Below are 25,930 nucleotides of genomic sequence, written 5' to 3'. Positions count from 1 at the left end.
TTCAGAGGGGGTCAACCCTCATTCGAAAGGACGACCCCTTAGGGGTCGAAGTCCTTCGTATTCCCGATGTGGACAGGGGCGGACAGTCGCCATGCTGTCCGACATGACTGAAGCAGCGTCGGCGGCAGAGCTCGCCGGAGGGGGACGCATCCGCGGCACGGTCGCGGTGCTCAGGCAACGCCTGCCGTTCACCAGCACCGTCGTGCTCGCGATGCTCGTGCTGGCTGTCGCGTCGGGGGCGCTCTGGAGCGCCGCCGAAGACCGCGCGGCCTACCCGTTCATCGCGTACGGGCTGCCGTCGCTGGAGTCGGGCCGGTGGTGGACCATGCTCACCGGGCCGTTCTTCGCCGTCGTCCCGTGGTTCTACCTCCCGATGGTCGGCAGCTTCGCGCTCTTCGCCGGCTTCGCCGAGTGGCAGCTGGGCACGCGGCGCGCGATGGCCGTGACCATCGGCGGCCAGTTCGTCTCGGTGCTCGTCGCGACGCAGTTCCTCGCGCTGTGCCGCAACTCCGGCTGGCTGTGGGCCGAGCGCATGGCGGGCAGCCTCGACGTCGGGTTCTCCGGCGGCGCGCTCGCCGCGGTCGCGGTCGCCAGCGCGACGCTGCGGCCGCCGTGGGCGCTGCGGCTGCGGGCCGGGCTCTGCGTGTACGCCGGGGTCGCGATCATCTACGTCGGCACGCTGGCCGACCTCGTGCACTTCTTCGCCCTGCTGGCGGCGATCCCGCTCGGCAACCGGCTCGTCGGCTCGCGGCGGGTGCCGTCGGCGGGGCCGAACCTGCGGGAATGGCGACTGCTGACCGTCGCCGGCCTGCTGCTGCTCACCATCGCCGAGATCGTGATGTTCCTGGTGCCCGGTGAAGGCCCGTTCGGCTCCACCGAGGCGGTTTCGCTGTCGGCGCCGGAGCTGGCGGTCCTCGTGCTGGTCGTGGTGCCGATGCTCAACGGGCTGCGCAAGGGCGGCCGCGTCGCGTGGCGCTGGGCCGTCGCGCTGGCGGTCTTCGTCACCCTGCAGGCCCTCGCCGACGCCATGCTCTACGGGCTGGCCGACGTCTTCGGCGCGGACTACGACACCACGGGCCTGCCGTTGTTCTTCGTCGACAATCTCTTGTGGACGATCCTGCTGGTCGTCCTGATCGCCGGGCAGCGCGCCTTCCGCGTCCCGTCGCGGCGACGCCTGCGGCGGCACACGCAGGGTCCCGGGCCGGCGCTGGCCCGCACCCTGCTCGGGCGCCACGGCGGCAGCACGCTGTCGTGGATGACGACCTGGCCGCGCAACACCTACTTCGTCCGCGAGGACGGCCGGTCCTACCTCGCCTACCGCCGGCACGCGGGCGTCGCCGTCGCGCTCGGCGACCCGATCGCGCCGGACGGCACGGCGGCGGCCACCGTCACCGAGTTCACGCTGATGTGCGAGAACACCGGCCTGGTGCCGTGCGTGTTCTCGGCGACGGAGGAGACGGTCGCGGCGACGCGCGAGCTGGGCTGGCAGCACGTCCAGGTCGCCGAGGACAACGTGCTCGACCTGGAGGGGCTGGAGTTCCGCGGCAAGGCGTGGCAGGACGTCCGGTCGGCGCTGAACAAGGCCGCCAAGCAGGACATCGACTTCCGGCTGGTCCGCTTGGCCGACCAGCCGGAACCCATCCTCGCGCAGGTCCGGGCGCTGTCGGAGCAGTGGATGGCCGACAAGGCCATGCCCGAGATGGGCTTCACCCTCGGCGGCCTCGACGAGGCGATGGACCCGGCGACGCGGGTCGGCCTGGCGGTCGACGCGGAGGGCACGGTCCACGGCGTGACGTCGTGGCTGCCGGTCCACACGGGCGCGGGCAAGGTCGGCGGCTGGACGCTGGACGTCATGCGGCGCAGCCCGCACGGATTCCGCCCGGTGATGGAGTTCCTGATCGCGTCGGCGTGCGTGCGGTTCCGAGAGGAGGGCGCGCGGTTCGTCTCGCTGTCGGGCGCGCCGCTGGCCCGCACGGGCGACGCCGGCCCGGCGCGCACAGTCGACCGGGCGCTGGAGTCGCTGGGCAAGGTCATGGAGCCGTACTACGGATTCCGTTCCCTGCACGCGTTCAAGGCGAAGTTCCAGCCGCGGCACGTGCCGCTGTACCTGGCTTACCGCGACGAGGCGGACCTCCCGCGGATCGGGCTGGCGCTGAGCCGGGCCTACCTGCCCGACGTCCGGCTGCGCGAGCTGGCGAAGCTGGTCAGTAGCTCTCGGGGACGCTGATCCGCTGCGGGAACTGGATCTTCCGGCGACTGACGACGTTCTGGGTCTTCTCGATCAGGGTGCCGTCGGTCAGCCGGAGCCAGTGCCCGTTGCGGGAGTCGGTGAAGGCGAGCATCACGCCGGGCGTGGTGTGCTCCATCCGCCGGCCGTCGCGCACCGGCATGCGCCACTTCCCCGGCGGGAGCACGGCGTAGAGGTACTCGTCCGGCTCGATCTCCGGCCCGCGGTGCAGGGTCGACCCGGTCATCGGCAGGACCCGCACGAGGTCGAACGAGACGACCACGTGGTGCACCGCCTCGGAGTTGGCGTTGGACACGATCATGCAGACCTCGCCCGCCGCCGTGGTTTCGATCCACGCGGTGACCTTCGCGGCCTGCTCCTGCCACTCGCGCAGCTCCCGCTTCGCGCGGTCCGCCCGCGTCACCCGGCCGTCCCGGATGGCGATCCACAGCGCGACGGCCACGGCCGCGACGGTCCCGACGGCGCCGGCCCACTGCCCGGCCGCGCCCCACCAGTCCGGCTCCCGGGACCGGACGAGCCAGCTCCACGCTTTCGCCAGGAGCGGCCCGAAGAGCAGCAGGACCCCGGCGACGCCGAGCACGGAGAACGCGGCGATCCGGATGCGGGCGAGGCGTTCGTCCATGGGTTCAGCCTGCCGAACCCCGGCGCTCAGCGGTAGGTGGTCGGCGGCGGAGTCGTCGTGCGGCGATCGGCGGCCGGCACGAACCGGTAGCTCTTCAGGATCCCGACCAGGTCTTCGCGGATCGTCGGGCCGGAGCGGTCGCTGTCCGCGTACGCCACCACGACCCCCGACGCGCTCCCGTTCCCGAACGCCATCGCCGCGACCAACGCGTGCTTCGCCGCGCACTCGCCCGTGGCGGCCGGAGTCACTTCCGCGACCACGATCCGGGCCGGGGCCTGGGTGCCGTCGGGTTTCGTGAGCTGGGCGTCCGTGCCCGGGCCCACCTGGGACGTCCCGCCGTACGCGCCGGTCGCCAGATCCGTCGCGGCCTTGCGCGCCGCCGCCTCGGGGTCGGCGAGTGGCTCGGTGGTGACGCCCGCGCCGCCCAGCGTGTCCCGGGCGCAGAAGTCCCGGCCCAGGAACGCGCTCGTGATCAGCCGGATCGACGGCTCGTCCCAGCCGTGCTGGGTGGTCGGCGCGGGTTCCCAGCTCGGGGGGACGTCGTAGGCGTACGAGCCGTCGCGCGCCGCGACGGACTGCCAGCCGCTCGTCACCGCGGGGACGACCGTCCGCGGCGACGGCGTCTCCACCCGCGGCGGCCGCGACGTCGGCGCCGACGACGTGTGGTGCGGCTTGCCGACGCCCAGCGCGTTCAGCACACCGGCGATCAGCGCGATGAGCACCAGCCCGAGCCACGGCGCCCGCCGCCACTTCAGCGGCTTCGGCGCCGGGCGGATCCGCTTCGGCCGCGCGCGCGGCGCGTCCGGCGACGGGACGTGCGGCGCGTCCGCGGGCTCGTAACCGCCGAACCCGCGAAGCGCCGCGTTGTCCTCGTACCCCGGCGTCGTGTCGTCCGAGCGCCGGGAGAACAGGCCCATCAGGACCGGACGAGCTTGACCAGGTGCTCGACGACGGCGTCGACCGCGATCTCCTCGCGCTCGCCCGTGCGCCGGTCCTTGACCTCGACGACGCCGTTGGCCAGGCCGCGCCCGACCACGAGGATGGTCGGCACGCCGACCAGCTCGGCGTCGGCGAACTTGACGCCCGGGCTCGCCTTGCGGTCGTCGAGGATGATCTCGAGACCGGCGGTGTCCAGCTCGGCGGCGAGCTTCTCGGCGCCGTCGCGCACCGCGTCGTCCTTGCCCGCGATGACGATGTGCACGTCGAACGGCGACACCTCGCGCGGCCAGATCAGGCCGAGGTCGTCGTGGTTCTGCTCGGCGAGCACGCCGACCAGCCGCGAGACGCCGACGCCGTAGGAGCCCATCGTGATCCGGATCGGCTTGGAGTCGGGGCCGAGCGCGTCGAGCCCGAACGCGTCCGCGTACTTGCGGCCGAGCTGGAAGATGTGCCCGATCTCGATGCCGCGCGCGGCGACCAGGGTGCCGTGGCCGTCCGGCGACGCGTCGCCCTCGCGGACCTCGGCGGCCTCGATGGTGCCGTCCGGGGTGAAGTCGCGGCCGGCCAGCAGGTCGACGACGTGGTGGTCGACCTTGTCAGCGCCGGTGACCCAGGCGGTGCCGGGCACGATCCGGGGATCGGCGAGGTAGCGCACGCCGTTGTCCTGCAGCGCCTTCGGGCCGATGTAGCCCTTGACCAGGAACGGGTTCTTGGCGAAGTCGGCCTCGTCGAGCAGCGCGACCTCGGCGGGCTCCAGCGAGGCCTCGAGGCGCTTCATGTCCACTTCGCGGTCACCGGGGAGCGCGACGCAGACCAGCTCCCACTCCTTCGCACCCGGCTGACGCGCCTTGAGCATGACGTTCTTCAGCGTGTCCGCGGCGGTGAAGGTGCGGCCCAGGCCGGCGTTGTTCAGGAAGTTGACCAGCGTTTCGATGGTCGGCGTGCCGGGCGTGTGGTGCACCTGCGCCTCGGGACGGCCCTCGATCGGCTGCGCGGCGGGCGCGGGCGTCACGACGGCTTCGACGTTCGCCGCGTAGCCCGACTCCGTGCTGCGGACGTAGGTGTCTTCGCCCGTCTCCGCGACCGCGAGGAACTCCTCGGACGCCGAGCCGCCCATGGCCCCCGACGTCGCCTTGACCACGACGTACTCGAGACCGAGGCGGTCGAACAGCTTCGTGTAGGCGGCGCGGTGGGCCTGGTAGGAGCGCTCCAGGCCCTCGTCGTCGAGGTCGAACGAGTACGAGTCCTTCATGACGAACTCGCGGCCGCGCAGGATGCCGGCGCGGGGACGCGCTTCGTCGCGGTACTTCGTCTGGATCTGGTAGAGCGTGACGGGGTAGTCGCGGTAGGAGGTGAACTCGCCCTTGACCGTGAGCGTGAAGAGCTCTTCGTGCGTCGGGCCGAGGAGGTAGTCGGCGCCCTTGCGGTCCTTCAGGCGGAACAGGCTGTCGCCGTACTCGGTCCAGCGGCCGGTCGCCTCGTAGGGCTCCTTCGGCAGCAGCGCGGGGAACTGGATCTCCTGCGCGCCGATGGCGTTCATCTCGTCGCGCACGACGTTCTCGACGCGGCGCAGCACGCGCAGGCCGAGCGGCAGCCACGAGTACCCGCCCGGGGCGACCCGGCGGACGTAGCCGGCGCGTACCAGGAGCCGGTGGCTCGGTACCTCGGCGTCCGCCGGATCCTCGCGCAAGGTGCGAAGGAACAACGACGAAGTCCTGGTGATCACTGCGGGGCTCCCTGCTCCGGGCGGGTGTGCATATCCCGCTCAGGGTAGTCAACCCCCCGGCTCTGACTCCAACGGGTTACTCGGCTCACCCGGCGGCCCGTTTTTGTCGGTGGTCGCCGCTAGCTTCGGGACATGGCGATCCACATGGGCATGATCACGATCGACTGCGCGGATCCGCGCGGTCTGGCGGAGTTCTGGACGGCGGCGCTGGGCACGACGGTGGCGCAGGACTACGAGGGCGAGTTCCTGGTGCTGGCGCCCCCGGAGGGCGGGCTGCCACTGGGCCTGCAACGGGTGCCCGAGCCACGGGCGGGCAAGAACAGAGTCCACGTCGACTTCGGCGGGGACGATCGGGCGGCGGAGGTGAAACGGCTGGTGGAGCTGGGCGCGAAGGAGGTGGCGGAGCACGAGGTGCCGGGCCTGGCGTGGACGGTGCTGACGGATCCGGAGGGCAACGAGTTCTGCGTCTCGGGAGGTGAGCACTGATCGGTGGTGGCATGCGGTCGCGGCGTGCGGCCGCGGCGCGCGGCAGCGGGTAGAAAGGCGGCATGAGCGCTCGCGTACTGCTGCCCTGGACCGACATCGACGTGCCGGAAGGGGTCGAGGTCGCCTACTACGACGGCGTCTCGTCGCCGCCGGCCGGGCTGGGTGACGTCGAGTTCTACGTGCTGCCGTACGACCGCGGGGCGGAGCCGCCGAAGCTGATCGGACAGCTGCCGTCGCTGCGGGTGGTGCAGTCGCTGTCGGCCGGGGTCGAGACGCTGGTGCCGCTGCTGCCCGAGGGCGTGCGCCTGGCGAACGGGCGGGGGCTGCACGACCTGAGCGTCGCCGAGCACGCGCTCGCGTTGATCCACGCGGCGCAGCGTGATCTGCCGCGCTGGTTCGCGCAGCAGGCGCGCGGCGAGTGGGTGCGCGAGCACACGCGGTCCCTCGCCGACAGCCGCGTGCTCCTGGTCGGCCACGGCTCGATCGGGCAGGCGATCGAACGCCAGCTCGTCGCCGCGGAGGCCGTGGTGACGCGGGTGGCGAGCCGTGCGCGGCCGGCGGACGGCGTCCACGGCGTCGCCGAGCTGCCGGACCTGCTGCCCGAAGCCGACATCGTGGTGCTCGTCCTGCCGGACACCCCCGCGACGCGCGGACTGCTCGACGCGAAGGCCCTGGCGGCGCTGCCCGACGACGCCCTGGTGGTGAACGTCGGCCGCGGCACGGCGATCGACACGGACGCCCTCCTGGCCGAGACGCGCACCGGCCGCCTGCGCGCGGGCCTCGACGTCGTGGACCCGGAACCGCTGCCCGCGGACCATCCACTGTGGACGGTGCCGGGCGTGGTCATCACGCCGCACATCGCGGGCGGCTCGGCGTCGTTTTATCCGCGCGCGAAGAAGCTGGCGGGCGAGCAGCTGCGGAGGTACGTCGAGGGTGAGGAGCTGCTCAACCTCGTAGAGCCGTGACGACGGCGGCCCACGCGGCGGGGGTGACGGTCAGGTGCCCCTGCTCACGGGCCTTCGTGTCCCGGATGCCGACGGAACGGTCGAGCTTCACCTCGACACACTCGGACTGGCCCCCGCTGTAGCTTGACTTGCGCCAGCTGACGTTCTTCATGCGGTGGCCTCCCGAGTTATCGCGCGACCTCCCGGAGCAGATCCCGGGTGGCGCTTTCGCTCAACGCTCTCCCAGCCAAGATCCTAGCCTGGCGCCGGTAATCGGCGACAACTCTCGCGTCGTGCAGGAACGCTGTGGCGTGTGAGCTCTCCAAGTGCACGATGGGCGGCAACTCGGCGAACTCGTAGAGCACGAACGGACCGATCAGCCCCGGGTGGTAGCCGATGTTCCCGGGCACGATCCGCAGCGAAACGTTGGAGAACGCCACCACCTCGAGCAAGTGATCGATCTGGTCGGACATGATGTCGACGCTGCCGATCTCCTCGCGGATCGCCATTTCGCCGATGAATGCGGTCAGTCGCACGGGTTCCGGCTTCACCAGGATCCGCTGGCGGTTCAGTCGCGCCACCAGCATCGCGTCCGCCTGATCCAGCGCGATTTCCGCATTGCTCAGCACATCACGCGCGTAGTCCGGGGACTGCAGGATTCCCGGCAGCACCGCCAGCGACCACATGGTGATGCGGGTGGCGGTGCGCTCGTACTCGACGATGCCGCTCAGCGCGGGCGGCAGGTCCGACGGGTTCGAATCGAGCCAGTTGTCGTCCTTCGCCCGCTTGGCCAGGCGCATCATGCGCTCGTAGGTCGCGTCGTCGACCTGGAGCGCGCCCAGCAGCCGGGCGATGTCCTCGGGGCCGGGGACGCGTTGCCCCTTTTCCCACGCCGACAGCAACTGCGGGAGAATCCGCACCATCCGGGCGAGTTCGCGCAGTCCTTTGCCCCGCGTCATCCGCAATTCGCGCAGTGACGCGGCCAATGCTCTGGCACCCGGGGACGCGGAAGTCGGCTTCATACGGCGATGGTACGAATGCCGTCCATTCCCCGATCGGCGGTGGGGCGTCCCGATTTCAGGACAGCACGTACACGTGCCATTCGTCGTCGACGCGATATCCGCACCGCTCGTAAACGCCCAGGGCGCGGTGCGCGTTGTCGACGTCGACGCTCAGCGCCGACCGGTCGAATCCCGCCGCTTTCACCGCGGAAAGGGTGTGCCCCAGCAACCCCGACGCGACGCCGCGGCCGCGCAGCGCCTCCCGCGTTCCCACCCAGCTGGCGTAGTGCTCGCGGATGCCCGTCGCCGCGGCTTCGGACGCGTAGAAGTGGCTCAGCACGAACGCGAGGACCTTGTCGCCGTCGAGGATCAGGTACGACAGCTCCGGACGGAAGTCCTTCGAGCCGGTGACCAGGTGGCGCCAGGCGCCGGGCTCGTAGAGCGTGCTGCCCCAGTGGCCGGCGAAGGTGTCGTTGCGGGCGTCGAGCACCGCGAGGTCGTGCTCGAAGTCGAACGGGACCGCCGTGAAACCGTCCGGCAGCGGCGGCTGCGGCGGCAGGTCGTCGAGGCCGACGCGCATGGTGACCATCGTGCGCGCGTGCGTGTACCCGGCGCCGGCGAGGACGCCGGCGATCCAGCGCTCGTTCTGGTGCCGGCCGTGGTGCAGCTCGAACGGCGCGTCCGGGAAGGTGCGCTCGTTGACCTCGCGGCCCGTCCGCGAGAACCACTCGACCAGGTGAGCGCCGACGCCGTCGGTCCGGTACTCCGGGTGCACGACCGACTGGAGCCGGAGCATGTGGACGGGGTCGGCGGCGTCGCGGCGGCGGACGAGGCCGTAGCCGACGAGCGTCTCGCCCGCCCAGGCGCCGGTGGTGGCGCGGGCCAGGTCGATGTTGGGCCCTTCGAGCTCGTCGCGGAGGTCTTCGTCGCTGAAGTGGTCACCCGTCCGGTCGACTTCCTCGGCCGCGGCGTACAGCCGGGTCAACGCGGGGACGTCGTCGAGGGTCAACGGGCGCCAGGTGAGGTCCATGGCGGGAGGCTAGGCGGGACGGCGGCGTCCGCGCACCCCGATTTCGCCATCCGGCCGGCACCCGCGGCTCGTGACCGTTGACACGAAAGCCTTCGGCCGTGGCTGTGATCGGATCGGCGAAAGCCGGCAAAGTACGCTCGGTGCGTGCTGGTGCTCCTCCCTCCCTCCGAGACCAAGGCCGACGGCGGCCGCGGCGGCCCCCTCGACCTGGGCGCGCTGTCGTTCCCCGAGCTGAACCCGGCCCGCGCGAAGCTCGCCGACGCGCTCGTCGAGCTGGCGCGTGACGTCCCGGGCAGCGTCGCGGCCCTGGGTCTCACCGAGCGCCAGTCCGGCGAGGTGGCGCGCAACGCGGAGCTGCTGACGTCGCCGACGATGCCGGCACTGCGCCGCTACACCGGCGTCCTGTACGACGCGCTCGACGTGAAGAGCTTCACGAAGGCGGGCCTGGAGAAGGCCCACCGGCGGCTGGCGGTGACGTCGTCGCTGTTCGGCGTGGTGTCGGCGACCGACCCGATTCCCGCGTACCGGCTGTCCGGCGGGAACTCGCTGCCGTCGCTCGGGACGGTCCGCGGGCACTGGAAGCCGGTGCTCGAACCGGTGTTGCAGCAGGTGGAAGGCCTGGTCGTGGACCTGCGCTCGGGCACGTACTCGGCGTTCGCGAAGCTGCGCCCGGACGCGGTGACGGTCCGCGTGGTGACGGAGAACGCCCACGGCGAGCGCGTGACGGTCAGCCACTTCAACAAGGCGTACAAGGGCCGCCTGGCGCGCGAACTGGCGATCACGCGGGCGGAACCGTCCACTGTGGACCAGCTGCTGAAGGTGATCCGAAGGGCGGGCATGACGGTCGAGCGCACGGGCGACCACGCGCTGGAGCTGGTCACGGAGGGCTGACGGCCCGTTCGAAGACCTCCCCTCGGCGACCCGGACAAGCCGGAAACCGTGGGCCGAGCCAGTCGATCGCGCCGTCCAGGATCTTCGGCAAGGCCAGGAGATCCGCCTCCGTCGCCCGGCCGCGGTGCCAGCCGCTCAAAAGCGGTCCGGGGCGAACGGTGTCAAGTCGAACCCCGGGTCCTCCCCCAGCGCCACCGAGGCGACCAGCTTCCCCGCGAACGGCGCGTTCGTCAGCCCGCCCGCGCCGAAGCCCGTCGACACCGCCAGCCCCGGCCGCAGTGCCCCGAGGATCGGCAAGCCGTCGGGCGTGCCCGGGCGGAAGCCCACCCGCGTCTCGGCCAGTGTCGCGTTCGCCAGGCCCGGGGCCACCGTCAGCGCGTTGTCGAGCACCTCGCGCTGGCCCGCCGCCGTCACGCGGTAGTCGAAGCCCGACTCCGCCTCGCGCGTCGCGCCCGCCACCACCCGGCCGCCGCCGAACGCCAGGAGGTAGTGGCTCGTGCGGGGCAGCACCACCGGCCACGCCGACGTGTCCGTGTCCGGCAGGTCGAAGTGGCTGATCTGGCCGCGGTGCGGCGTCACCGGCAGGTCGATCCCCAGCGGTGCCAGCAGTTCCCGGCTCCACGCGCCGGCCGCGACCACGATGCTGTCCGCTTCCAGCGGGCCTTCGGAACCCGCGACCGTCCCGTCGGCCCGGAACGCGACCTCGCCTTCGACGAACTTCGCGCCCCGTCGCCCGGCATCCGCCAGGAGCGCCCGGCGTAACCGGTGGCCGTCGACGCGACCCGCGCCGGCGAGGTGCACCGCGCCCAGCCCGGGCGCCAGCGCGGGGAACAGCTCTCGCGCCTGATCCGGGTCGAGCCGCCGGATTTCGCCGATTTCGGGCGCGTCCGCGGCGCGCGCGGTCAGCCTTTCGTGGGCCTCGGCCAGTTCGCTTTCCTCAGCCGAGACGACCATGCCGCCGACGACCTCGAACGAAGAATCCTCGAGTGCGGCCGTGAACTCGCGGTAGTACCGCCCGGCCGCCGAGGCGAGCGGGTACAGCGCGTCTTCCCAGCGCGACGTCCACGGGCTCACGATCCCGGCGCCGGCTTCGGTGGCCGTCCCCGGCCGGGCCGCGTCCGCCACGACCACCTCCGTGCCCCGGCCCGCCAGGTGCCAGGCCGTTGCCGCGCCGCCGATTCCACTGCCGATCACGAGGACTCGCATGTCCCCCACCCTGCCCGACCGTGCCGCGCCCGGGCCACCGGGATTGCCCCGCGCCCCCGGGCGGGCGGCCGTATGCTGCGCGCCATGCCGAGCCGTGCCGAGCGGTATGTCGCCCATCTCGACACCCTGACCGGGAGCACCGAGCCCCGGCTGCAGCCGATCCCGTCGACCCACGACGGGCTCGACGACGTCATCGCGTTCGTCTACGCCGACGAGCCGGAGCCGAGATACCTGACCGGGGTGACGTACGGCCTTTCGCTGGCCGACCACGCCGAGTGGCACGGCGTGAAACCCGAGCTGTGGATCAGCGTCCGGTCCGACGACCCGGTGTGGGCGCTGGCCATCGGCTACCTCGCCGAGCAGCTGCGGGGCACCTGCCCGTTCGTCTACGGCGACACGATCGACTTCGGCGAGCCGATCGCGCCAGAGTCCCGGATGACCGCTTTCGCCGTGTGCGCGCCCGCGGGCCTCGACGCGCACCAGTACACGCTGATCGACATCGGCGGCGCGCCCATCAGCATCGCCGGCTGCTTCCCGGTGCACGACACCGAGCGGAAGTACATCCGCGAGCACGGCATCGACGCGTTCTGGCAGCTGGACTGGGACCTCTACGACGTCCGGCGCCCGCCGGTCGTCTGATACGCCGCCGCCGCGAGCGCCGCGAACGACCGGACCAGCGGGCTCGCGTCCTTCCACGCGACGACCACCGGGTTCGGCGCCAGGTCGGTGACCGGGACGACGGTCAGCTCGCCCGGCGGCCGGTGGCCGAGCGGCATCAGCCCGACGGTCCCGTTCCAGAGCACGGCCTGCAGGCACTCCTGCACCGCGCGTACCACCGGCCCCTCGCGGGGTTCGCCGCCGTGCCAGTACTCCTGCCAGACGGGGTCGGTGCCGTCCGGAAACCGGAACCAGCGCCGGCCGGCCAGTTCGGCCAGCTCCAGGTGGTCGCGGCCGGCCAGTGGATCGTCGGCGCGCAGCACCGCGCCCACCCGGTCTTCACGCAGCCGGTGCACGGTCAGGCCGGTCTCGTCGAACGGCCCGCGGGTCAGGGCGACGTCGACGAGCCCGGCGCGCAGCCCGCACGTCGGGTCGGTCAGGTCCGTGTCACGGACGCGGACCTCGACGTCCGGGTGCTGCCGGCGGTAGGCGTCGGCCAGCCGCGTCGCGTCCGGGTCGGCGCTGTCGGCGAGGAGGCCGACGGTGATCGTCGCGACTCCGGCCACGCGCGCCCGCGCCCGTTCGGCCTGCTCCAGGAGGGAGCGCGCCTCCTCGAGCAGGGCCGCGCCGGCCGGGGTGAGCGCGACGCCCGCGGCCGACCGCACCAGCAGCACGGCCCCGACGTCGGCTTCCAGCTGCTTGATGGCACGGCTCAGCGGCGGCTGGCTCATGTGCAGCCGCGCGGCGGCCCGGCCGAAGTGGAGTTCTTCGGCGACGGCCACGAAGTACCGCAGCGTGCGCAGCTCCACCTCAGCTCGGCTGCCGGGTCTCGTAGGGCCAGACGTCGTCGGGGAAGACGCGCGCGAACCAGTGCGGCTGGACGTCCCGCAGCCGCAGCGCCCGCCACCGGCGCGGGTCGGCGGGCTCGGGCACGGCGACCTCGACGTCCGGGCCGTGGGCGAAGAGCCGTTCCTGGCAGACCCCGCAGGGCGCCAGGACCCAGTAGCCGCGGTCTTCGTCGGCGGCGGTGACGCACACCGAGCCCGTCACGCGGCGGTCCAGCTTGAAGGCTTCGCAGATCGCACCGGTTTCGTGGCACAGGCTGACCCCCTGGTTCGGGAACTCCGGTGCCGTGCTCGTCAGTATCGTGCCGTCGTCGAGACGCAGCGCGGCCGCGCCGGACCACGGTGTCCCCCCGAAGCGGCCGCGCGCCAACGCGATCGCCGCGTCCACCAGTTCCTGATCGACTCCCATAACCCCGAACAGTAACCGCGACCGGCGACGATGTCCGCCGGGTATCGGAGCACCGAAATCGGTCTTGGACGGCGCCGGTGCCCCGGCGGTGGAATCGGGTCATGACCGACATGACCGATCCCGCCGTCCAGGTGGCCGGCGCCCGCGAAATCGCCCCGGACCTGCTGGTGATCCCGAACCACGGCGTCGACCTCGTGCCCAACATCGGCGTCATCGGCGGCACAGAGGCCGTGCTGGTCGTCGACACGGGCCTGGGCACCGCGAACGCGTCGGAGGTGCTCGCGTTCGCGACGTCGGTGGCCGCCGGCCGCCGCCTCTTCTTGACGACAACGCATTTCCACCCGGAGCACGCCTACGGCGCGCAGGTGTTCGCCGGTGCCGCCACCTACCTGGTCAACCGCGGCCAAGCGGACGACCTGACCACCAAGGGCGCGGGTTACCTCCGGATGTTCCGAGGCTTGGACCCGGCGATCGCGGCCCGCCTGGAGGACGTCCGGATCCCGGTCCCGGACGAGGTCTACGACGGCTCGCACGAGCTGGACCTGGGCGGCCGGACGGTCCGGCTGCGGCCCACGGGCCGGGGCCACACCCTCGGTGACCAGGTCGTCGAGGTGCCGGACGCGGGCGTGCTGTTCACCGGCGACCTGGCCGAGACCGGGCAGTTCGCGATCCTCCCGTGGTTCCCGCCGCACGACACGGACGTCACCGGCGCCGGGTGGCTTTCGGTCCTGGACCGGCTGGTTTCGGACGGGCCCCGCGTGGTGGTGCCCGGCCACGGAGAGGTCGGCGGCGTCGCGGTGCTCACCGACGTCCGTGACTACCTGAGCGAGCTGCGGGACGAGACCTGGCGCCGGCGAGACTCGGGTCTCGGCGTGGAGACCATCGCCGCCGAGGTGCGGGCGGTGCTCGTCGAGCGCCATCCGGAGTGGGCCGGACAAGAGTGGATCGAGCCGGGTGTCGGGTGCCTGTGCGCCGAGCATGACGCCGCCCGAGCCTGACCGGGGAACCGCCGGACTGCGGGGCGGCGGCCGGGTGCACGCCGGCCCCGCTCTTCAGCCGGCGTCCACACCCAGCACCGCCATCGCCGCGTTGTGGCCGGGGATGCCGCTGACACCACCTCCTCGCACCGCTCCCGCGCCGCACAGCAGCACGCGCTCGTGGGGTGTCTCCACTCCCCACTTGCCCTCCTGGGCCGGGTCCGTCGCGAACGGCCACGCCAGGTCGCGGTGGAAGATGTGCCCGGCCGGCAAACCCAGCTCGGACTCCAGGTCGAGTGGGGTCTTCGCCTCCACGCACGGCTTCCCGTCCGGCGCTGTCAGCAGGCAGTCCTCGATCGGCTCGGCCAGCACGCTGTTCAACGAAGCCAGCGTCGCGCGCAACGCCGCTTCGCGCGCCTCTTCGTTGCGCCCCTCGAAGAGGCGGGCCGGCATGTGCAGGCCGAACAACGTCAGCGTCTGCACGCCCGCCGCGCGTTCGGCCGGCCCGAGGATCGACGGGTCCGTCAGCGAATGACAATAGATCTCGCACGGCGGCAGCGTGGGGATCTTCCCCGCCGCCGCCTCGCGGTAGGCCGTCTCCAGCTGGCTGAACGTCTCGTTGACGTGGAACGTGCCGCCGAACGCCTCCGCCGGGTCCGCGTGCGGGTCGCGCAGCTTCGGCAGCCGGGACAGCACCATGTTCACCTTCAGCTGCGCGCCTTCCGACCGCTCCGGCGGCTCCTCGCCCAGCAGCCGCGCCAGCGTGGCCGGTGCGACGTTCGCCAGGACGTGGCCGCCGCGAACCACGTGTTCGGTGTCGTCGCGGCGGTAGCGCACCTCGCAGTCCGGATCGACCGAGAGCACCTCCGCCCCGGTCACGAGCCGCGCGCCCGCCGCGGCGGCCACCGCCGCCAGCGAGCTCGTCACCGCGCCCATGCCGCCGACCGGGACGTCCCAGTCGCCGGTTCCGCCGCCGATCACGTGGTAGAGCAGGCACCTGTTCTGCCGCAGGTCCTCGTCACCCGCCGCGGCGAACGTGCCGATCAGCGCGTCGGTGAGCACGACGCCGCGGACCGTGTCGTCACCGAACCAGGACGTGAGCGTCTCGCCGATCGGCCGCTCGAACAACACCGACCACGCGTCGGCGCCGCCCACCCGCGAGCGGAAGTCCACTTCGGACAGAAGTGGCTCGGTGAGCGTGCCGAAGACGCGTTCGGCGACACCGCCGGTCAGCTCCGAGAACCGGCGCCACGCGGCGAAGTCCGATGTGGACCCGGTGACCGCGCGGAACGACTCCGCCGTCCGGCCGTCGTCGCCCGTGTCGACAAGGAGACCCGAGTCGCCCGTGGGTGTGTAGGACGACATCCGGCGCCGCTTCAGCCGCACGTCGAGGCCGAGGTCGGCCACGATCTTCGCCGGCAGCAGGCTGACCAGGTAGGAATAGCGCGAAAGCCGGACGTCGACGCCGTCGAACGCGCGGAACGACACGGCGGCGCCACCGGTCTCCCCGCGCCGTTCGAGCACGAGCACCGACCGGCCCGCCCGAGCCAGGTACGCGGCCGCCACCAGCCCGTTGTGACCACCGCCGACGACCACGACGTCGTAGGAATCCATCCGCCCCTCCTCGGGTGTTGCCTGCCCGTTCATCGTGGCCACGACGGCGGGTGGAATTCAAGGAAACGTCGCGAACGGTCCTTTCGCGCTATTCGGTTGCGCGGCCCCGGACCGGTCCGGCAAGCTGGAACGCAACCGGCAGGGAGCCGGGGTTCGAGAGCCGGGAGGTGCCTGTCGTGATGGATGTCCGGGCCTTCTCGCGCCCTCACCCACCCGCCCCCCGAGGCTGATCACGCGCCCGGTGGGGCATCCCTGACCAAGGAGAAACCCACCAGTGCGCCAGCACGATTCCGATGACTTCGATCTTTTCGACGCGCGCCCTGCACACCGGAGCACGCGCTTCGAAGACCCGCGTCCCGCTCGCCGCGGACGGTTCGACGAGGAAACCCGCGAACGGCCGAACCGCCGCGCGCGGTACGACGACGAACCCGAACCGGCCCGCCGCGGCCGGCTCACCGAAGGCGAACGCGTCCGGCTCGCCAAGCTCCGCGACGACGCCTACACCGAAACCCAGCTGCCGGACGGCGCCGACCGCTGGTCCACCTGGGACGACGCCGAACACGGCCCGCTCCCCCGGCCCGACTGGGTCGTCACCGAGCTCGCCGCCGTCGACACCGACCTCGGCGTCCTCAAGACCGGAAAGGAGGCCGACGTCCACCTGCTGCGGCGCGGCCTGCCCGGCACCCCCGGCACGCTGCTCGCCGCGAAGCGCTACCGCAGCGACGAACACAAGCTGTTCCACCGCGACGCGGGCTACCTCGAAGGACGGCGGATGCGCCGCTCCCGCGAGATGCGCGCGATCGAGCACCGCAGCGCGTTCGGCCGCAACCTGATCGCCGAACAGTGGACCGTCGCGGAGTTCGCCGCGTTGAGTCGCTTGTGGACGCTCGGCGCGCCGGTGCCGTACCCGGTGCAGCGCAACGGCACCGAGCTGCTCCTCGAGTTCCTCGGCGAGGACGACGGGACGGCCGCGCCGCGGCTGGCCCAGGTGCGCCCGGAGCCGGACGAGCTGACCGACCTGTGGTTCCAGGCCACCGCGGCGCTGGAGCTGCTCGCTTCGGAAGGCCTCGCGCACGGCGACCTCTCGGCGTACAACCTGCTGGTGCACCGGGGCCGGCTGGTGGTGATCGACCTGCCGCAGGTGGTCGACGTCGTCGCCAACCCCGCCGGCGTCGAGTTCCTCGCGCGGGACGTGCGCAACCTCGCCGGCTGGTTCCACGGCCGCGGCCTCGGCGAGCACGTGACGAAGACCGACGACCTGCTGGCGGAGCTCTTTTCCGCCGCCGGGCTCGGGTGATCTCGCGGCGGCGTCGCGGGTGTGGCGTGGAACACGCCTGCGACGCCGCCCACAACCGGTCACCTCCATGCGGAGGACCAGCCCACCCTCAGGTACTATCGATTCAGACCGCAACCGGCGGCGTGGATGAGTTGGTGTCCGTCGCCTCCAGAGCCACCGAATGGCTCGCGGTGATCCGTAACCCCCCAAGCGGCGCGCAGTGTCAAGAAAGCGCAAGACACAGTGTGCCGGGTCCGTCCCTGTGAACGCCCACTGCACACCATCTTGCCCTGCCTGCGCGCGGGGAGCCCGGGCCTCCTTGTGACGAACCGTGTCCGAGAGGCATTTGTGACCGTCACGTTCAACTCCGGCCCTTCCTCGACGTCCGCGCACGCGGACCGTCCCGACCGTCGGCCGCGTCAGCGCCCCGCCGGTGGGGACATGCTGCGCGACGACGCAGTCGAGACCGTGGCCACCAAGACCTTCGCCCAGCTCGGCCTGCCGGAGCCGCTGCTCCGCGCGCTGGCCGACGCGGGCATCACCAGCCCCTTCCCGATCCAGTCCGCGACCATCCCGGACGCCCTGGCCGGCCGCGACGTGCTGGGCCGCGCCCAGACCGGCTCCGGCAAGACCCTCGCCTTCGGCCTGGCCATGCTGGCCCGGCTCGCCGACGGCAAGGCCCGCCCGAAGCGCCCCCGCGCGCTGATCCTCGTCCCGACCCGCGAGCTGGCCATGCAGGTGGCCGACTCGCTGACCCCGCTGGCCAAGTCGCTCGGCCTGTGGTGCCGCACGGCCGTCGGCGGCATGGCGTTCGCCCGTCAGGCCGACGCGCTCTCCCGCGGCGTCGACCTGCTGATCGCCACCCCGGGCCGGCTGTCGGACCACGTCCGGCAGGGCACCGCGCACCTGGGCGACTGCAACTTCATCGCGCTCGACGAGGCCGACCAGATGGCGGACATGGGCTTCATGCCGCAGGTCCGCGAGATCATGGACCTCACCCCGCCGGGTGGGCAGCGGCTGCTGTTCTCGGCGACGCTCGACGGTGACGTCAACCGCCTGGTCCGGCAGTACCTGACCGACCCGGTCACGCACTCGGTCGCGCCGTCGACCGCGAGCGTCGACACCATGGACCACCACGTGCTCCAGGTGTCGCACCAGGACAAGCAGGACATCATCACGCAGATCGGCGCCCGCGAGGGCCGCACGATCATGTTCGTGCGGACCAAGCACCACGTCGACCGCCTCACCGAGCGCCTGCGCGAGCAGGGCGTGAACGCGCAGGCCCTGCACGGCGGCAAGACGCAGGGGCAGCGCAACCGCGTCCTGGCCGACTTCAAGGAAGGCCACTCGCCGGTGCTCGTCGCCACGGACGTCGCCGCGCGCGGCATCCACGTCGACAACATCTCGCTGGTGCTGCACGTCGACCCGGCGGCCGACCACAAGGACTACCTCCACCGCGCGGGCCGCACGGCGCGCGCCGGGGCGTCCGGTGTCGTCGTCACGCTGGTCACCAACGACCAGCGCCGCATGGTCAAGCGGATGACCGACCGGGCCGGCGTCCGCGCCGAGTCCACGATGGTCCGTCCGGGTGACGAAGCGCTGACCCGCATCACCGGTGCCCAGGAGCCCAGCGGCGAGCCGGTCATCGAGCGTCGGCGCGAGAACCCGCGTCGCGGTGGCGGCGGTTTCCGCGGCGGCGACCGTGGCTTCGGCGGTTCGGGTCGCGGCGGCTACCGCGGCGACCGTGACCGTGGCGGCGACCGCGGCACCTACGGCGGCGACCGTGGTGACCGCGGGGGCGACCGCGGCGGGTACCACCAGGGCTCCCGTGAGGGTGCCGGCAACCGTGAAGGCCGTCCCGCCGGCTTCGGTGGCCGCAGCCGTCAGCCGCGCTCGGGCAACGGCGGTGGCTACGGCCGCCCGAGCCGTGGCCCGCGTCGCGGCTACGACAGCTGATCGTCTGCTCGGAAGTTTTCGGAAGCCCCGGACCTCGGTCCGGGGCTTCCGGCGTTTCCGGGCCCGCTTCCCGGCCGCGCGGAGCCCGGGTGGGAGACTGCGGGACGTGACTACGCCGCCGGCTCTCCCGCCCGAAGAGGTTTTCGACTGGCTCGACACCGAGGCGGAGAAGCGGGCGAACGCGGGGCTCGTGCGGCAGCTGCGCCCGCGTCCCGCGAAGACGGACGAGCTGGACCTGGCCGGCAACGACTACCTCGGGCTGGCCCGCGATAAGCGCGTCGCCGGGGCCGCCGCGGCCGCCGCGCTGCGCTGGGGCGCCGGGTCGACCGGCTCCCGGCTGGTCACCGGATCCACCGAGCTGCACACCGAGCTGGAACTGGACCTCGCCCGGTTCTGCGGCGTGCAGGCGGCGCTGGTGTTCTCCTCCGGCTTCGCCGCGAACCTCGGAGCGGTGACGGCGCTGTCGGGGTCCGAGTCCGCGATCGTCACCGACAAGTACATCCACGCGTCGCTGATCGAAGGCTGCCGGCTCTCGCGGGCCGACGTCGCCGCGGTCGCGCACGCGACGCCGTCGGCGATCGAGAACGCGCTGGCGACCCGGCGGAAACCGCGGGCGCTGGTGGTGACCGACTCGGTGTTCTCGGTCGACGGCGACCTCGCCCCGCTCGCCGAGCTGGCCGGGATCTGCCGTTCGCACGGCGCGGCGATGCTGGTCGACGACGCACACGGCTTCGGCATCCTCGGCGACGGCGGCCGGGGCGCCGTCCACGCGGCCGGGCTGTCGGGCGCGCCCGACGTCGTCACGACGTTGACGCTGTCGAAGTCCCTCGGCGCCCAGGGCGGGGCGGTGCTGGGGCCGCGTCGCGTGATCAAGCACCTGGTGGACACGGCTCGCAGCTTCATCTTCGACACCGCTTTGGCGCCCGCGAGCGCCGCCGCCGCGCTGGCCGCGTTGCACGCGCTGAAGGAGGAGCCGGGGCTGGCGGGGAAGGTGCTGGAGAACGCGGGCAACCTGGCGATGTCGTTGCAGGCGGCCGGGCTGAAGGCGAGCCTGCCGGACGCGGCCGTGATCTCGGTTCAGGCGCCGTCCGCGGAGGCGGCTGTCGCGTGGGCGGGGGCGTGCGCGGAGCAGGGCATCCGCGTCGGGTGCTTCCGGCCGCCGTCGGTGCCGGACGGCATCTCGCGGCTGCGGCTGACCGCGCGGGCCGACCTCACGGAGTCCGATGTGGACCGCGCGGTGAAGGTGATCACGGCGACGGCGCCTCGGGGTGCGACCGCCTGAGCCGTGCCCAGAGGGTCGACACGCGTGATTGAGGAGTCGACACGCGTGATCAGAGGGTCGACACGACTTCACCGCGGGCCGCTCTCCGTGTCGTCCCTCCAGTCACGCGTGTCGACCTTTCGATCACGCGTGTCGACTCTCTGATCACGCCGATTACTGCGGGAGGCGGCGCATGGTGATGTGCGGGATTCCGTCTTCGTCCTCGTACTCCGCGCTTTCCGGGACGAAGCCGTAGCGCGCGTAGAAGCCCTGGACGTACGTTTGCGCGTCCAGGACGTACTCGCCCGGGGTGAGCAGGGCCGCGTCCATCAGCTGGGCCGCCAGGCCCCGGCCGCGGGCGGAGGGCGCCGTCACCACGCGGCCGATGCGGCGGACGCCGCCCGGATCCGCCAGGACCCGCAGGTATGACAGCACTCCACTGGCGTCCGAGAACCACAGGTGGCGGGTGTCTGGCCGCAGGTCACGGCCGTCCAGCTCGGGGTACGCCGCCTTTTGCTCCACCACGAACACGTCCACGCGCAGGCGGAGGATGTCGTGGAGCTGGGCGGCGGTCAGCTCGGGCCCGGTCGCGTCGTGCAGGGTCGGCATGCCCCCTGCTTACCACGACTAGAAGAGGCGCGGCTTGGCCTGGGCCTCGATGTCGTCGGTGTACGCCGAGACGCGCGTGTAGACCCCCGGCTTGCCCGCCTTGCCGCAGCCGTCGCCGAAGGACACGATCCCGATCAGCGTGTCGCCCACCACGAGCGGGCCGCCGGAGTCGCCCTGGCAGGCATCGATGCCGCCCTCGGGGTAGCCCGCGCAGACCATCGTCTTCTGGTCGTACACCGAGTAGTCGGAGCGGCAGGCGCTGTCCGAGACCACCGGGACCTGGGCGCTGCGCAGGTAGTCGGACCGGTCGCCGCCGTCGGCGACGCGGCCCCAGCCGAGCACCGTCGCCTTCGTGCCCGCGCTGTACGACGCCGCGTCACCGTTGCCGGGCAGCTTCGCGGGCCGGTAGTTGAACTGGCCGCGGACGGTCAGGACCGCGATGTCGTCGCCCTGCGTCGGGTCGGTGTAGCCCTTGCTGATCCAGACCTTCGACACGCTCAGCACGTCACCGTCGTCGGTGCGCTTGTCCTCCCGGCCGGCCACCACGCGGACGTCCGACTTCCCCACCGCTTTGGCACAGTGCGCGGCCGTCGCGACCGCCGTCGAGCTGACGATGACGGCGCCGCAGAACTGGTTGCCGCCCGCGTCGGTCAGGTACACCGCGTACGGGTGATCGGAGAGCGAGGCCTTGTCACCGCCCACGATCCGCGGCTGGTTGGCGGACGCCGGGTCCGCCGACGCCGTGCCGACCACCACCGGGACGGCGGCCGCGGCGACCGCGAGGAGCGCGCCGCTCACGAGCAGCAGGGATCGGCGGGACTTCACGGACATGGGTCGTTCCCCCTCTTTCAAATCAACACGAGCGAACAGCACAAGTCAGAGCGCTCGGCACCCGGATGACTCCGGTGCGTGAACGAGCGGCGCTGAATACCCTAATCGGAGTGGGCCCGAAACGGTGTCACTGAAACGGGTGGACTCCGCGCTCACCGAACGCTTCTGTCAAGCTGATTCGATGCGACCGACAGCGACGGCGGCGTGCGGCACGCTCCTGGCTCTCACGCTGGGCGCCTGCACGTCGGAAGTCCCGCAGAGCCCGCAGCCGGTGGCCGCGACGCCGGCCCCGACCGCGGTGGCCAAACCCCCCGCCCCGGTGACTTCGGCGCCGCCGGCGGCGGCGAAAGCGCCCGCCGTCACCTGGCAGGTGGGTGCCCGTCCGCTCCCCCTCGGCCCCGGCGGCTTCGGGGAGATCGAGCCGACGCCACCCGAACTGGTGAACCGGGCACTTCCGACAAAAGACGTCTTACCGCCGCCGGCCGACGGTGCGTACCACGCGACGATCAGCGCGGTGCCCGCCGACGTCCTCGCGCGCAGCACCTGGCAGCCGGCCTGCCCGGTCAAGTCCGCCGACCTGCGCTACCTGACGATGTCCTTCCGCGGGTTCGACGGCCGCGCGCACACCGGCGAGATGCTGGTCAACGCGAAAGGCGCCACCGGCATCACCCAGGTCTTCGGGCAGCTCTTCGCCGCGCGCTTCCCGCTGGAGGAGATGCGCGTGACCAGCCCGGCCGAGCTGACCGCGCCGCCGACCGGCGACGGCAACTCGACCAGCGCGTTCGTCTGCCGCCCGGCACGCGGGCAGACCAGCTGGTCGGCGCACGCGTACGGGCTCGCGGTGGACGTCAACCCGTTCTGCAACCCCTACACCCAGGGCGCGCTCGTGCTGCCCGAGCTGGCCTCGGCCTACCTCGACCGCGCGAACCGCCGTCCGGGCATGGTCCTGGCCGGGGACGCGACCGTGCGCGCGTTCGCGGCGATCGGGTGGAGCTGGGGCGGTGCCTGGACCAGCCCGAAGGACCGGATGCACTTCACCGGCAACGGCCACTGAGCACGTAATACGACGTTAAGCACAGGCGGGAACACGCGCTTCGCGGCGACGGTTGGCTAGGGTGAACGACCGGAACCGACCCCGCGGAGGATGCAGTGCCCCACTACGACCTGGTGATCGTCGGGACGGGATCGGGGAACTCCATCCTCGGCCCGGACTTCGCCGGCAAGAAGACGGCGATCGTGGAGAAGGGCACCTTCGGTGGCACCTGCCTGAACGTCGGCTGCATCCCGACGAAGATGTTCGTGTACGCCGCCGACGTCGCGTACACGCCTTCGCACAGCGCGAAGTACGGCGTCGACGAAGAGCTGAAGGGCGTGCGCTGGCGCGACATCCGCGACCGGATCTTCGGCCGGATCGACCCGATCGCCGCGGGCGGCGCGGAGTACCGCCGCAGCCACGAGGACAACAAGAACGTCGACGTCTACGAGGGCACCGGCCGCTTCACCGGGCACAAGGAGCTGCGCGTCAGCTTCTCCGACGGCCGCACCGACGAGGTGCTCACCGCCGACCAGTTCGTGCTCGCCGCGGGCGGGCGCCCGGTCATCCCGGACATCCCGGGCCTGAGCGACGTCGACTACCACACGTCCGACACGGTGATGCGCCTCGACGAGCTGCCCGAGCGCATCGTCATCCTCGGCGGCGGGTACATCGCGGCCGAGTTCGCGCACGTCTTCGCGTCCTTCGGCGTGCAGGTCACGCTGGTCAACCGCTCCGGGCGGCTGCTGCGCTCGGAAGACGAGGACGTCAGCGCGCGCTTCACCGAGCTGGCTTCGGAACGCTTCGACGTCCGCCTGGACCGCAAGACCGTGCGGGCGCGCAAGACCGACAGCGGCGTCGCGCTGGACCTCGAAGGCCCGCAGGGCGCGGAAACCGTCGAGGCCGACCTCCTGCTGATCGCCACCGGCCGGAAGCCGAACTCCGACCTGCTCGACGTCGCCGCCACCGGAGTGACCACTTTGGACAGTGGGCACGTCGTGGTGGACGACTACCAGGAGACCGTGGTCGAGGGCATCTACGCGCTCGGCGACCTCTCCTCGCCGCACGAGCTGAAGCACGTCGCGAACCACGAATCCCGCGTGGTGCAGCACAACCTGCTGCACCCGGACGAGCGGATCAAGGCCGATCACCGGTTCGTGCCGCACGCGGTGTTCACCCACCCGCAGGTCGCCTCCGTCGGGCTCACCGAGCAGAAGGCGCGCGCGAAGGGCGTCTCCTACGTCACTTCGAAGCAGGACTACGCCGGGATCGCGTACGGCTGGGCGATGGAGGACACGACGGGTTTCGCGAAGCTCCTCGCCGACCCCGCGACCGGCCAGCTGCTCGGCGCGCACATCATCGGGCCGCAGGCGTCGTCGGTGATCCAGCCGCTGATCCAGGCGATGAGCTTCGGCCTGGACGCGCGCTCGATGGCGCGCGGGCAGTACTGGATCCACCCGGCGATGCCGGAGCTGGTCGAGAACGCCCTGCTCAACCTGCCCCTGGACTGAGTCACCGCGGGCCGGGCGGGGCGACCGCCCGGCCCGCGGGAGTCCCTAGAGCGTGATCGACCAGCTGTCCAGGGTGCCGGTGTCGCCGGGCCCGTAGTCGGTCACGCGCAGCTGCCACCGGCCGCCCGCCGGAGCGGTTGCCGGGACGGTGAACGTGCGAGTGCCGTTCCACACCGTGCACGTGCTGCCGCCGCCGCTGTACTTGAGCGCGTACGCCCGGCTGTTCGGGTCGAGGAGCGTGACTCCGAGGTCTTCGGCACAGGTGTGCCGCAGCGTGACCGCGACGGAAAGCGGTGTGGCCGCCTGGCCGGTCAGGGTGGACGTGATCGGGCTGAACACCTGCTGGTAGTCGCGGATCGGGTAGTCCGTGCCGTTGGTGAGAGTCCGACCGCCGCCCCCGGCCTGCGTGCGCGCGGTGACGGCCGCGCTCGCGGGAGACGCGTTCCCCGCGACGTCGCGTGCCTTGACCGTGAAGGTGTACGCGGTGTCCGGCGAGAGCCCGGTGACCGTGGCGGTGGTGCCCGCGACGCTCGTGGCGAGCGCGGAGCCGTTGTAGACGTCGTACGCGGTGGCGTCGCCGGTCGACGCGTCCCAGGCGAGGGACACGCTGGTGGTTGTCGAGCCGGTGACGCGCGGGTTGGCGGGCGCGCTCGGCGGGGTCGTGTCGCCGCTGCCGGTCACCAGCGTGAGCTGCCACCTGGTCAGCGCCTCGAGCACCGGCTGGAACAGGGAGAGGTCGCCGTCACTCGGGTTGTCGACGCACTTCGACGGGCCGCCGTCGTGCAGGCCGGTGGCCTTGTCACCGAGCAGCCAGCCGCCGCCCGAGTCGCCGCCGAGGGAGCACGCCGTCGTCCAGGTCAGGTCGTCGATGACCAGGCCGCCGCCGTAGTCGACGGACTTGTGCGTGTACTTGACCTCGCCGCACTGCCAGTGCGAGGTGTTGCCGGAATGGCAGACGCGGTCGCCGACCATCGCCTCGGCCGCGCCGGACAGCGTGACCGCCGGCTCGCCCCAGGTGTTGACCGACGCGGACAGGGTCCAGCCCGCTTCCGTCACCGCGACGACGCCCATGTCGCCTTCGCGGGCGTTCACGCTGTGTGTGCCGCCGACGTTCGACGTGCCGAGCCTGTTCTGCTGGCCCGAAGCGCCGTACGCGGCCTGGTCACGGTCGTTCGTGCAGTGGCCCGCGGTGAGGAAGTGCTTGGCACCGCCGGAATCCGTGGCCGGGAAGCCGACCGAGCAGTTGCTCTCGCTGCCCGGCCACCACGGGTTGCCGGTCTGGATCGTGCCCGACTGCTGCCGCGGCGAGGTCGGCGTCTCGGTGATCCGGACGCCGAGATCCTTCACCCGGGAAAGGAAGCTTTCGGTCGCGGCGGTCTTCTTCGTGCGGTCGACGTCGACGCCGACGTCGTTGCCGCGGACGTCGACACCCCAGCCGTAGACGCCCGGCACGCCCGCTCCGACCAGCGAGCGGACGGCGGCGTCGGTGCGGTCCAGGTCCGCCTGGCTCCGCGTCACGACCTTCGCGACGGCTCCCGCGGCGGCGACCCGGCCGGCGTCGGCGGCCGACGTCACGGCGACGGTCAGCTTCCCGGTGGCCGCGTCGAACCACTGCCCGGCCGAGGCCGCGCGCACCGCGGCGGGCAGGGCCGCGGCCACCCGGTGAGCGTCGTCCTGGGCCGCGAGCTGGGCCCGGGCCTGGTCCGCGGTGAGCCCGAAGGCGGTGGCCACGCCGTCCACCTCGGCCTGCGGGTGACTCGGCGGTGGCGCCGCCTGGGCCGGGGTGACGCCCAGTCCGAGCGCGGCCAACGCGGCCACGCTCGCGACGGAAACGAATCTGCGCATCGGTTTCTCCTCG

General features: G+C 72.2%; 24 protein-coding genes. 11 read left to right on the top strand and 13 right to left on the bottom strand.

All coding sequences use genetic code 11. The features are described 5' to 3' along the window. Positions 1–103: 103 nt before the first annotated feature. A complete protein-coding gene (locus AA23TX_RS25800) occupies positions 104–2,227 on the top strand; it encodes a bifunctional lysylphosphatidylglycerol flippase/synthetase MprF (protein WP_196425532.1) in 2,124 nt (707 codons plus the stop codon). Here AA23TX_RS25800 and AA23TX_RS25795 read toward each other — a convergent pair. The 3 genes from AA23TX_RS25795 to AA23TX_RS25785 are packed head-to-tail and all read right to left on the bottom strand — an operon-like array spanning position 2,205 to position 5,535. Beyond that, on the bottom strand, positions 2,205–2,870 hold the full coding sequence (locus AA23TX_RS25795; RefSeq protein ID WP_155545420.1) for a hypothetical protein: 666 nt from the start codon (positions 2,868–2,870) through the stop codon (positions 2,205–2,207). The genes AA23TX_RS25800 and AA23TX_RS25795 overlap by 23 nt on opposite strands. Positions 2,871–2,896: 26 nt before the next feature. Continuing rightward, positions 2,897–3,787 (bottom strand): DUF8017 domain-containing protein, encoded by an 891-nt coding sequence (locus tag AA23TX_RS25790; RefSeq protein WP_155545419.1) that lies wholly within the window; start codon positions 3,785–3,787, stop codon positions 2,897–2,899. After that, positions 3,787–5,535, bottom strand: coding sequence for a proline--tRNA ligase (locus AA23TX_RS25785; protein WP_155545418.1), 1,749 nt, complete (start codon positions 5,533–5,535; stop codon positions 3,787–3,789). Before AA23TX_RS25785 ends, AA23TX_RS25790 begins: the two co-directional genes overlap by 1 nt. Before the next feature lie 132 nt (positions 5,536–5,667). Between AA23TX_RS25785 and AA23TX_RS25780 the strand changes: the two genes are divergently transcribed. Further along, complete coding sequence (locus AA23TX_RS25780) at positions 5,668–6,021, top strand: VOC family protein (RefSeq protein WP_155545417.1); 354 nt, start codon at positions 5,668–5,670, stop codon at positions 6,019–6,021. Positions 6,022–6,083: 62 nt separating this feature from the next. Continuing rightward, on the top strand, positions 6,084–6,986 hold the full coding sequence (locus AA23TX_RS25775; protein WP_155545416.1) for a 2-hydroxyacid dehydrogenase: 903 nt from the start codon (positions 6,084–6,086) through the stop codon (positions 6,984–6,986). On the opposite strand, the gene AA23TX_RS25770 is transcribed toward AA23TX_RS25775, so the two are convergent. Genes AA23TX_RS25770 through AA23TX_RS25760 form a run of 3 tightly spaced genes read right to left on the bottom strand, consistent with a single transcriptional unit; the run spans position 6,967 to position 8,996 of the window. Continuing rightward, positions 6,967–7,137 carry a DUF397 domain-containing protein gene (locus tag AA23TX_RS25770; RefSeq protein ID WP_155545415.1) on the bottom strand — a complete coding sequence of 57 codons (171 nt, stop codon included), beginning with the start codon at positions 7,135–7,137 and terminating at the stop codon, positions 6,967–6,969. The two genes, AA23TX_RS25775 and AA23TX_RS25770, sit on opposite strands and share 20 nt — an antisense overlap. Positions 7,138–7,153: 16 nt before the next feature. Then, positions 7,154–7,987: a helix-turn-helix domain-containing protein gene (locus AA23TX_RS25765; RefSeq protein ID WP_155545414.1), complete on the bottom strand. Its 834-nt coding sequence runs from the start codon at positions 7,985–7,987 to the stop codon at positions 7,154–7,156. A gap of 55 nt (positions 7,988–8,042) precedes the next feature. Continuing rightward, the gene (locus AA23TX_RS25760) at positions 8,043–8,996 is read right to left on the bottom strand and encodes a GNAT family N-acetyltransferase (protein ID WP_155545413.1); all 954 of its coding nucleotides are present in this window, start codon (positions 8,994–8,996) and stop codon (positions 8,043–8,045) included. A gap of 144 nt (positions 8,997–9,140) precedes the next feature. Between AA23TX_RS25760 and yaaA the strand changes: the two genes are divergently transcribed. Next, positions 9,141–9,887 carry a peroxide stress protein YaaA gene (gene yaaA / locus AA23TX_RS25755; RefSeq protein ID WP_155545412.1) on the top strand — a complete coding sequence of 249 codons (747 nt, stop codon included), beginning with the start codon at positions 9,141–9,143 and terminating at the stop codon, positions 9,885–9,887. Between the two features lie 135 nt (positions 9,888–10,022). Here the strand turns inward: yaaA and AA23TX_RS25750 are convergent, their stop codons facing one another. Then, positions 10,023–11,093 carry an NAD(P)/FAD-dependent oxidoreductase gene (locus AA23TX_RS25750; protein WP_155545411.1) on the bottom strand — a complete coding sequence of 357 codons (1,071 nt, stop codon included), beginning with the start codon at positions 11,091–11,093 and terminating at the stop codon, positions 10,023–10,025. Between the two features lie 84 nt (positions 11,094–11,177). On the opposite strand from AA23TX_RS25750, the gene AA23TX_RS25745 reads away from it, so the two are divergent. Continuing rightward, positions 11,178–11,732 (top strand): suppressor of fused domain protein, encoded by a 555-nt coding sequence (locus AA23TX_RS25745; protein ID WP_230862703.1) that lies wholly within the window; start codon positions 11,178–11,180, stop codon positions 11,730–11,732. Here the strand turns inward: AA23TX_RS25745 and AA23TX_RS25740 are convergent. Together AA23TX_RS25740 and AA23TX_RS25735 are read right to left on the bottom strand one after the other, a co-directional pair. Then, positions 11,702–12,559: a LysR family transcriptional regulator gene (locus tag AA23TX_RS25740; RefSeq protein WP_155545409.1), complete on the bottom strand. Its 858-nt coding sequence runs from the start codon at positions 12,557–12,559 to the stop codon at positions 11,702–11,704. The two genes, AA23TX_RS25745 and AA23TX_RS25740, sit on opposite strands and share 31 nt — an antisense overlap. Position 12,560: 1 nt before the next feature. After that, entirely contained in the window at positions 12,561–13,004 is a 444-nt protein-coding gene (locus tag AA23TX_RS25735) for a cytidine deaminase (protein ID WP_155545408.1), read from the bottom strand. A gap of 101 nt (positions 13,005–13,105) precedes the next feature. Here AA23TX_RS25735 and AA23TX_RS25730 point away from each other — a divergent pair, with 101 nt between their 5' ends. Then, a complete protein-coding gene (locus AA23TX_RS25730) occupies positions 13,106–14,002 on the top strand; it encodes an MBL fold metallo-hydrolase (protein WP_155545407.1) in 897 nt (298 codons plus the stop codon). A gap of 54 nt (positions 14,003–14,056) precedes the next feature. On the opposite strand, the gene AA23TX_RS25725 is transcribed toward AA23TX_RS25730, so the two are convergent. After that, on the bottom strand, positions 14,057–15,595 hold the full coding sequence (locus AA23TX_RS25725; protein ID WP_155545406.1) for a phytoene desaturase family protein: 1,539 nt from the start codon (positions 15,593–15,595) through the stop codon (positions 14,057–14,059). A gap of 274 nt (positions 15,596–15,869) precedes the next feature. On the opposite strand from AA23TX_RS25725, the gene AA23TX_RS25720 reads away from it, so the two are divergent. The 3 genes from AA23TX_RS25720 (at position 15,870) to AA23TX_RS25710 (ending at position 20,109) form a co-directional block, all read left to right on the top strand. Next, positions 15,870–16,892, top strand: a complete 1,023-nt coding sequence (locus AA23TX_RS25720) for a serine protein kinase RIO (RefSeq protein WP_155545405.1) — start codon at positions 15,870–15,872, stop codon at positions 16,890–16,892. A 327-nt stretch (positions 16,893–17,219) separates the two neighbouring features. Beyond that, complete coding sequence (locus AA23TX_RS25715; RefSeq protein WP_155545404.1) at positions 17,220–18,827, top strand: DEAD/DEAH box helicase; 1,608 nt, start codon at positions 17,220–17,222, stop codon at positions 18,825–18,827. Positions 18,828–18,933: 106 nt separating this feature from the next. Further along, entirely contained in the window at positions 18,934–20,109 is a 1,176-nt protein-coding gene (locus AA23TX_RS25710) for an 8-amino-7-oxononanoate synthase (protein WP_155545403.1), read from the top strand. Positions 20,110–20,262: 153 nt separating this feature from the next. Here AA23TX_RS25710 and AA23TX_RS25705 read toward each other — a convergent pair whose 3' ends face one another. Further along, positions 20,263–20,697: a GNAT family N-acetyltransferase gene (locus AA23TX_RS25705; protein ID WP_155545402.1), complete on the bottom strand. Its 435-nt coding sequence runs from the start codon at positions 20,695–20,697 to the stop codon at positions 20,263–20,265. 18 nt (positions 20,698–20,715) lie between these two features. After that, a complete protein-coding gene (locus AA23TX_RS25700) occupies positions 20,716–21,528 on the bottom strand; it encodes a S1 family peptidase (protein WP_155545401.1) in 813 nt (270 codons plus the stop codon). 181 nt (positions 21,529–21,709) lie between these two features. Here AA23TX_RS25700 and AA23TX_RS25695 point away from each other — a divergent pair, with 181 nt between their 5' ends. Together AA23TX_RS25695 and AA23TX_RS25690 are read left to right on the top strand one after the other, a co-directional pair. Next, a complete protein-coding gene (locus tag AA23TX_RS25695) occupies positions 21,710–22,582 on the top strand; it encodes a M15 family metallopeptidase (RefSeq protein WP_230862702.1) in 873 nt (290 codons plus the stop codon). Positions 22,583–22,677: 95 nt separating this feature from the next. Next, entirely contained in the window at positions 22,678–24,072 is a 1,395-nt protein-coding gene (locus AA23TX_RS25690) for a mycothione reductase (RefSeq protein ID WP_155545400.1), read from the top strand. Positions 24,073–24,117: 45 nt separating this feature from the next. On the opposite strand, the gene AA23TX_RS25685 is transcribed toward AA23TX_RS25690, so the two are convergent. Next, on the bottom strand, positions 24,118–25,917 hold the full coding sequence (locus AA23TX_RS25685) for a fibronectin type III domain-containing protein (protein WP_155545399.1): 1,800 nt from the start codon (positions 25,915–25,917) through the stop codon (positions 24,118–24,120). Positions 25,918–25,930: the final 13 nt, after the last annotated feature.

Source organism: Amycolatopsis camponoti, assembly GCF_902497555.1.
Taxonomy (GTDB): Bacteria; Actinomycetota; Actinomycetes; order Mycobacteriales; family Pseudonocardiaceae; genus Amycolatopsis; species Amycolatopsis camponoti.
Note: the sequence above shows the minus strand (reverse complement) of the source record. Positions and strands in the feature narration are given on the sequence as shown.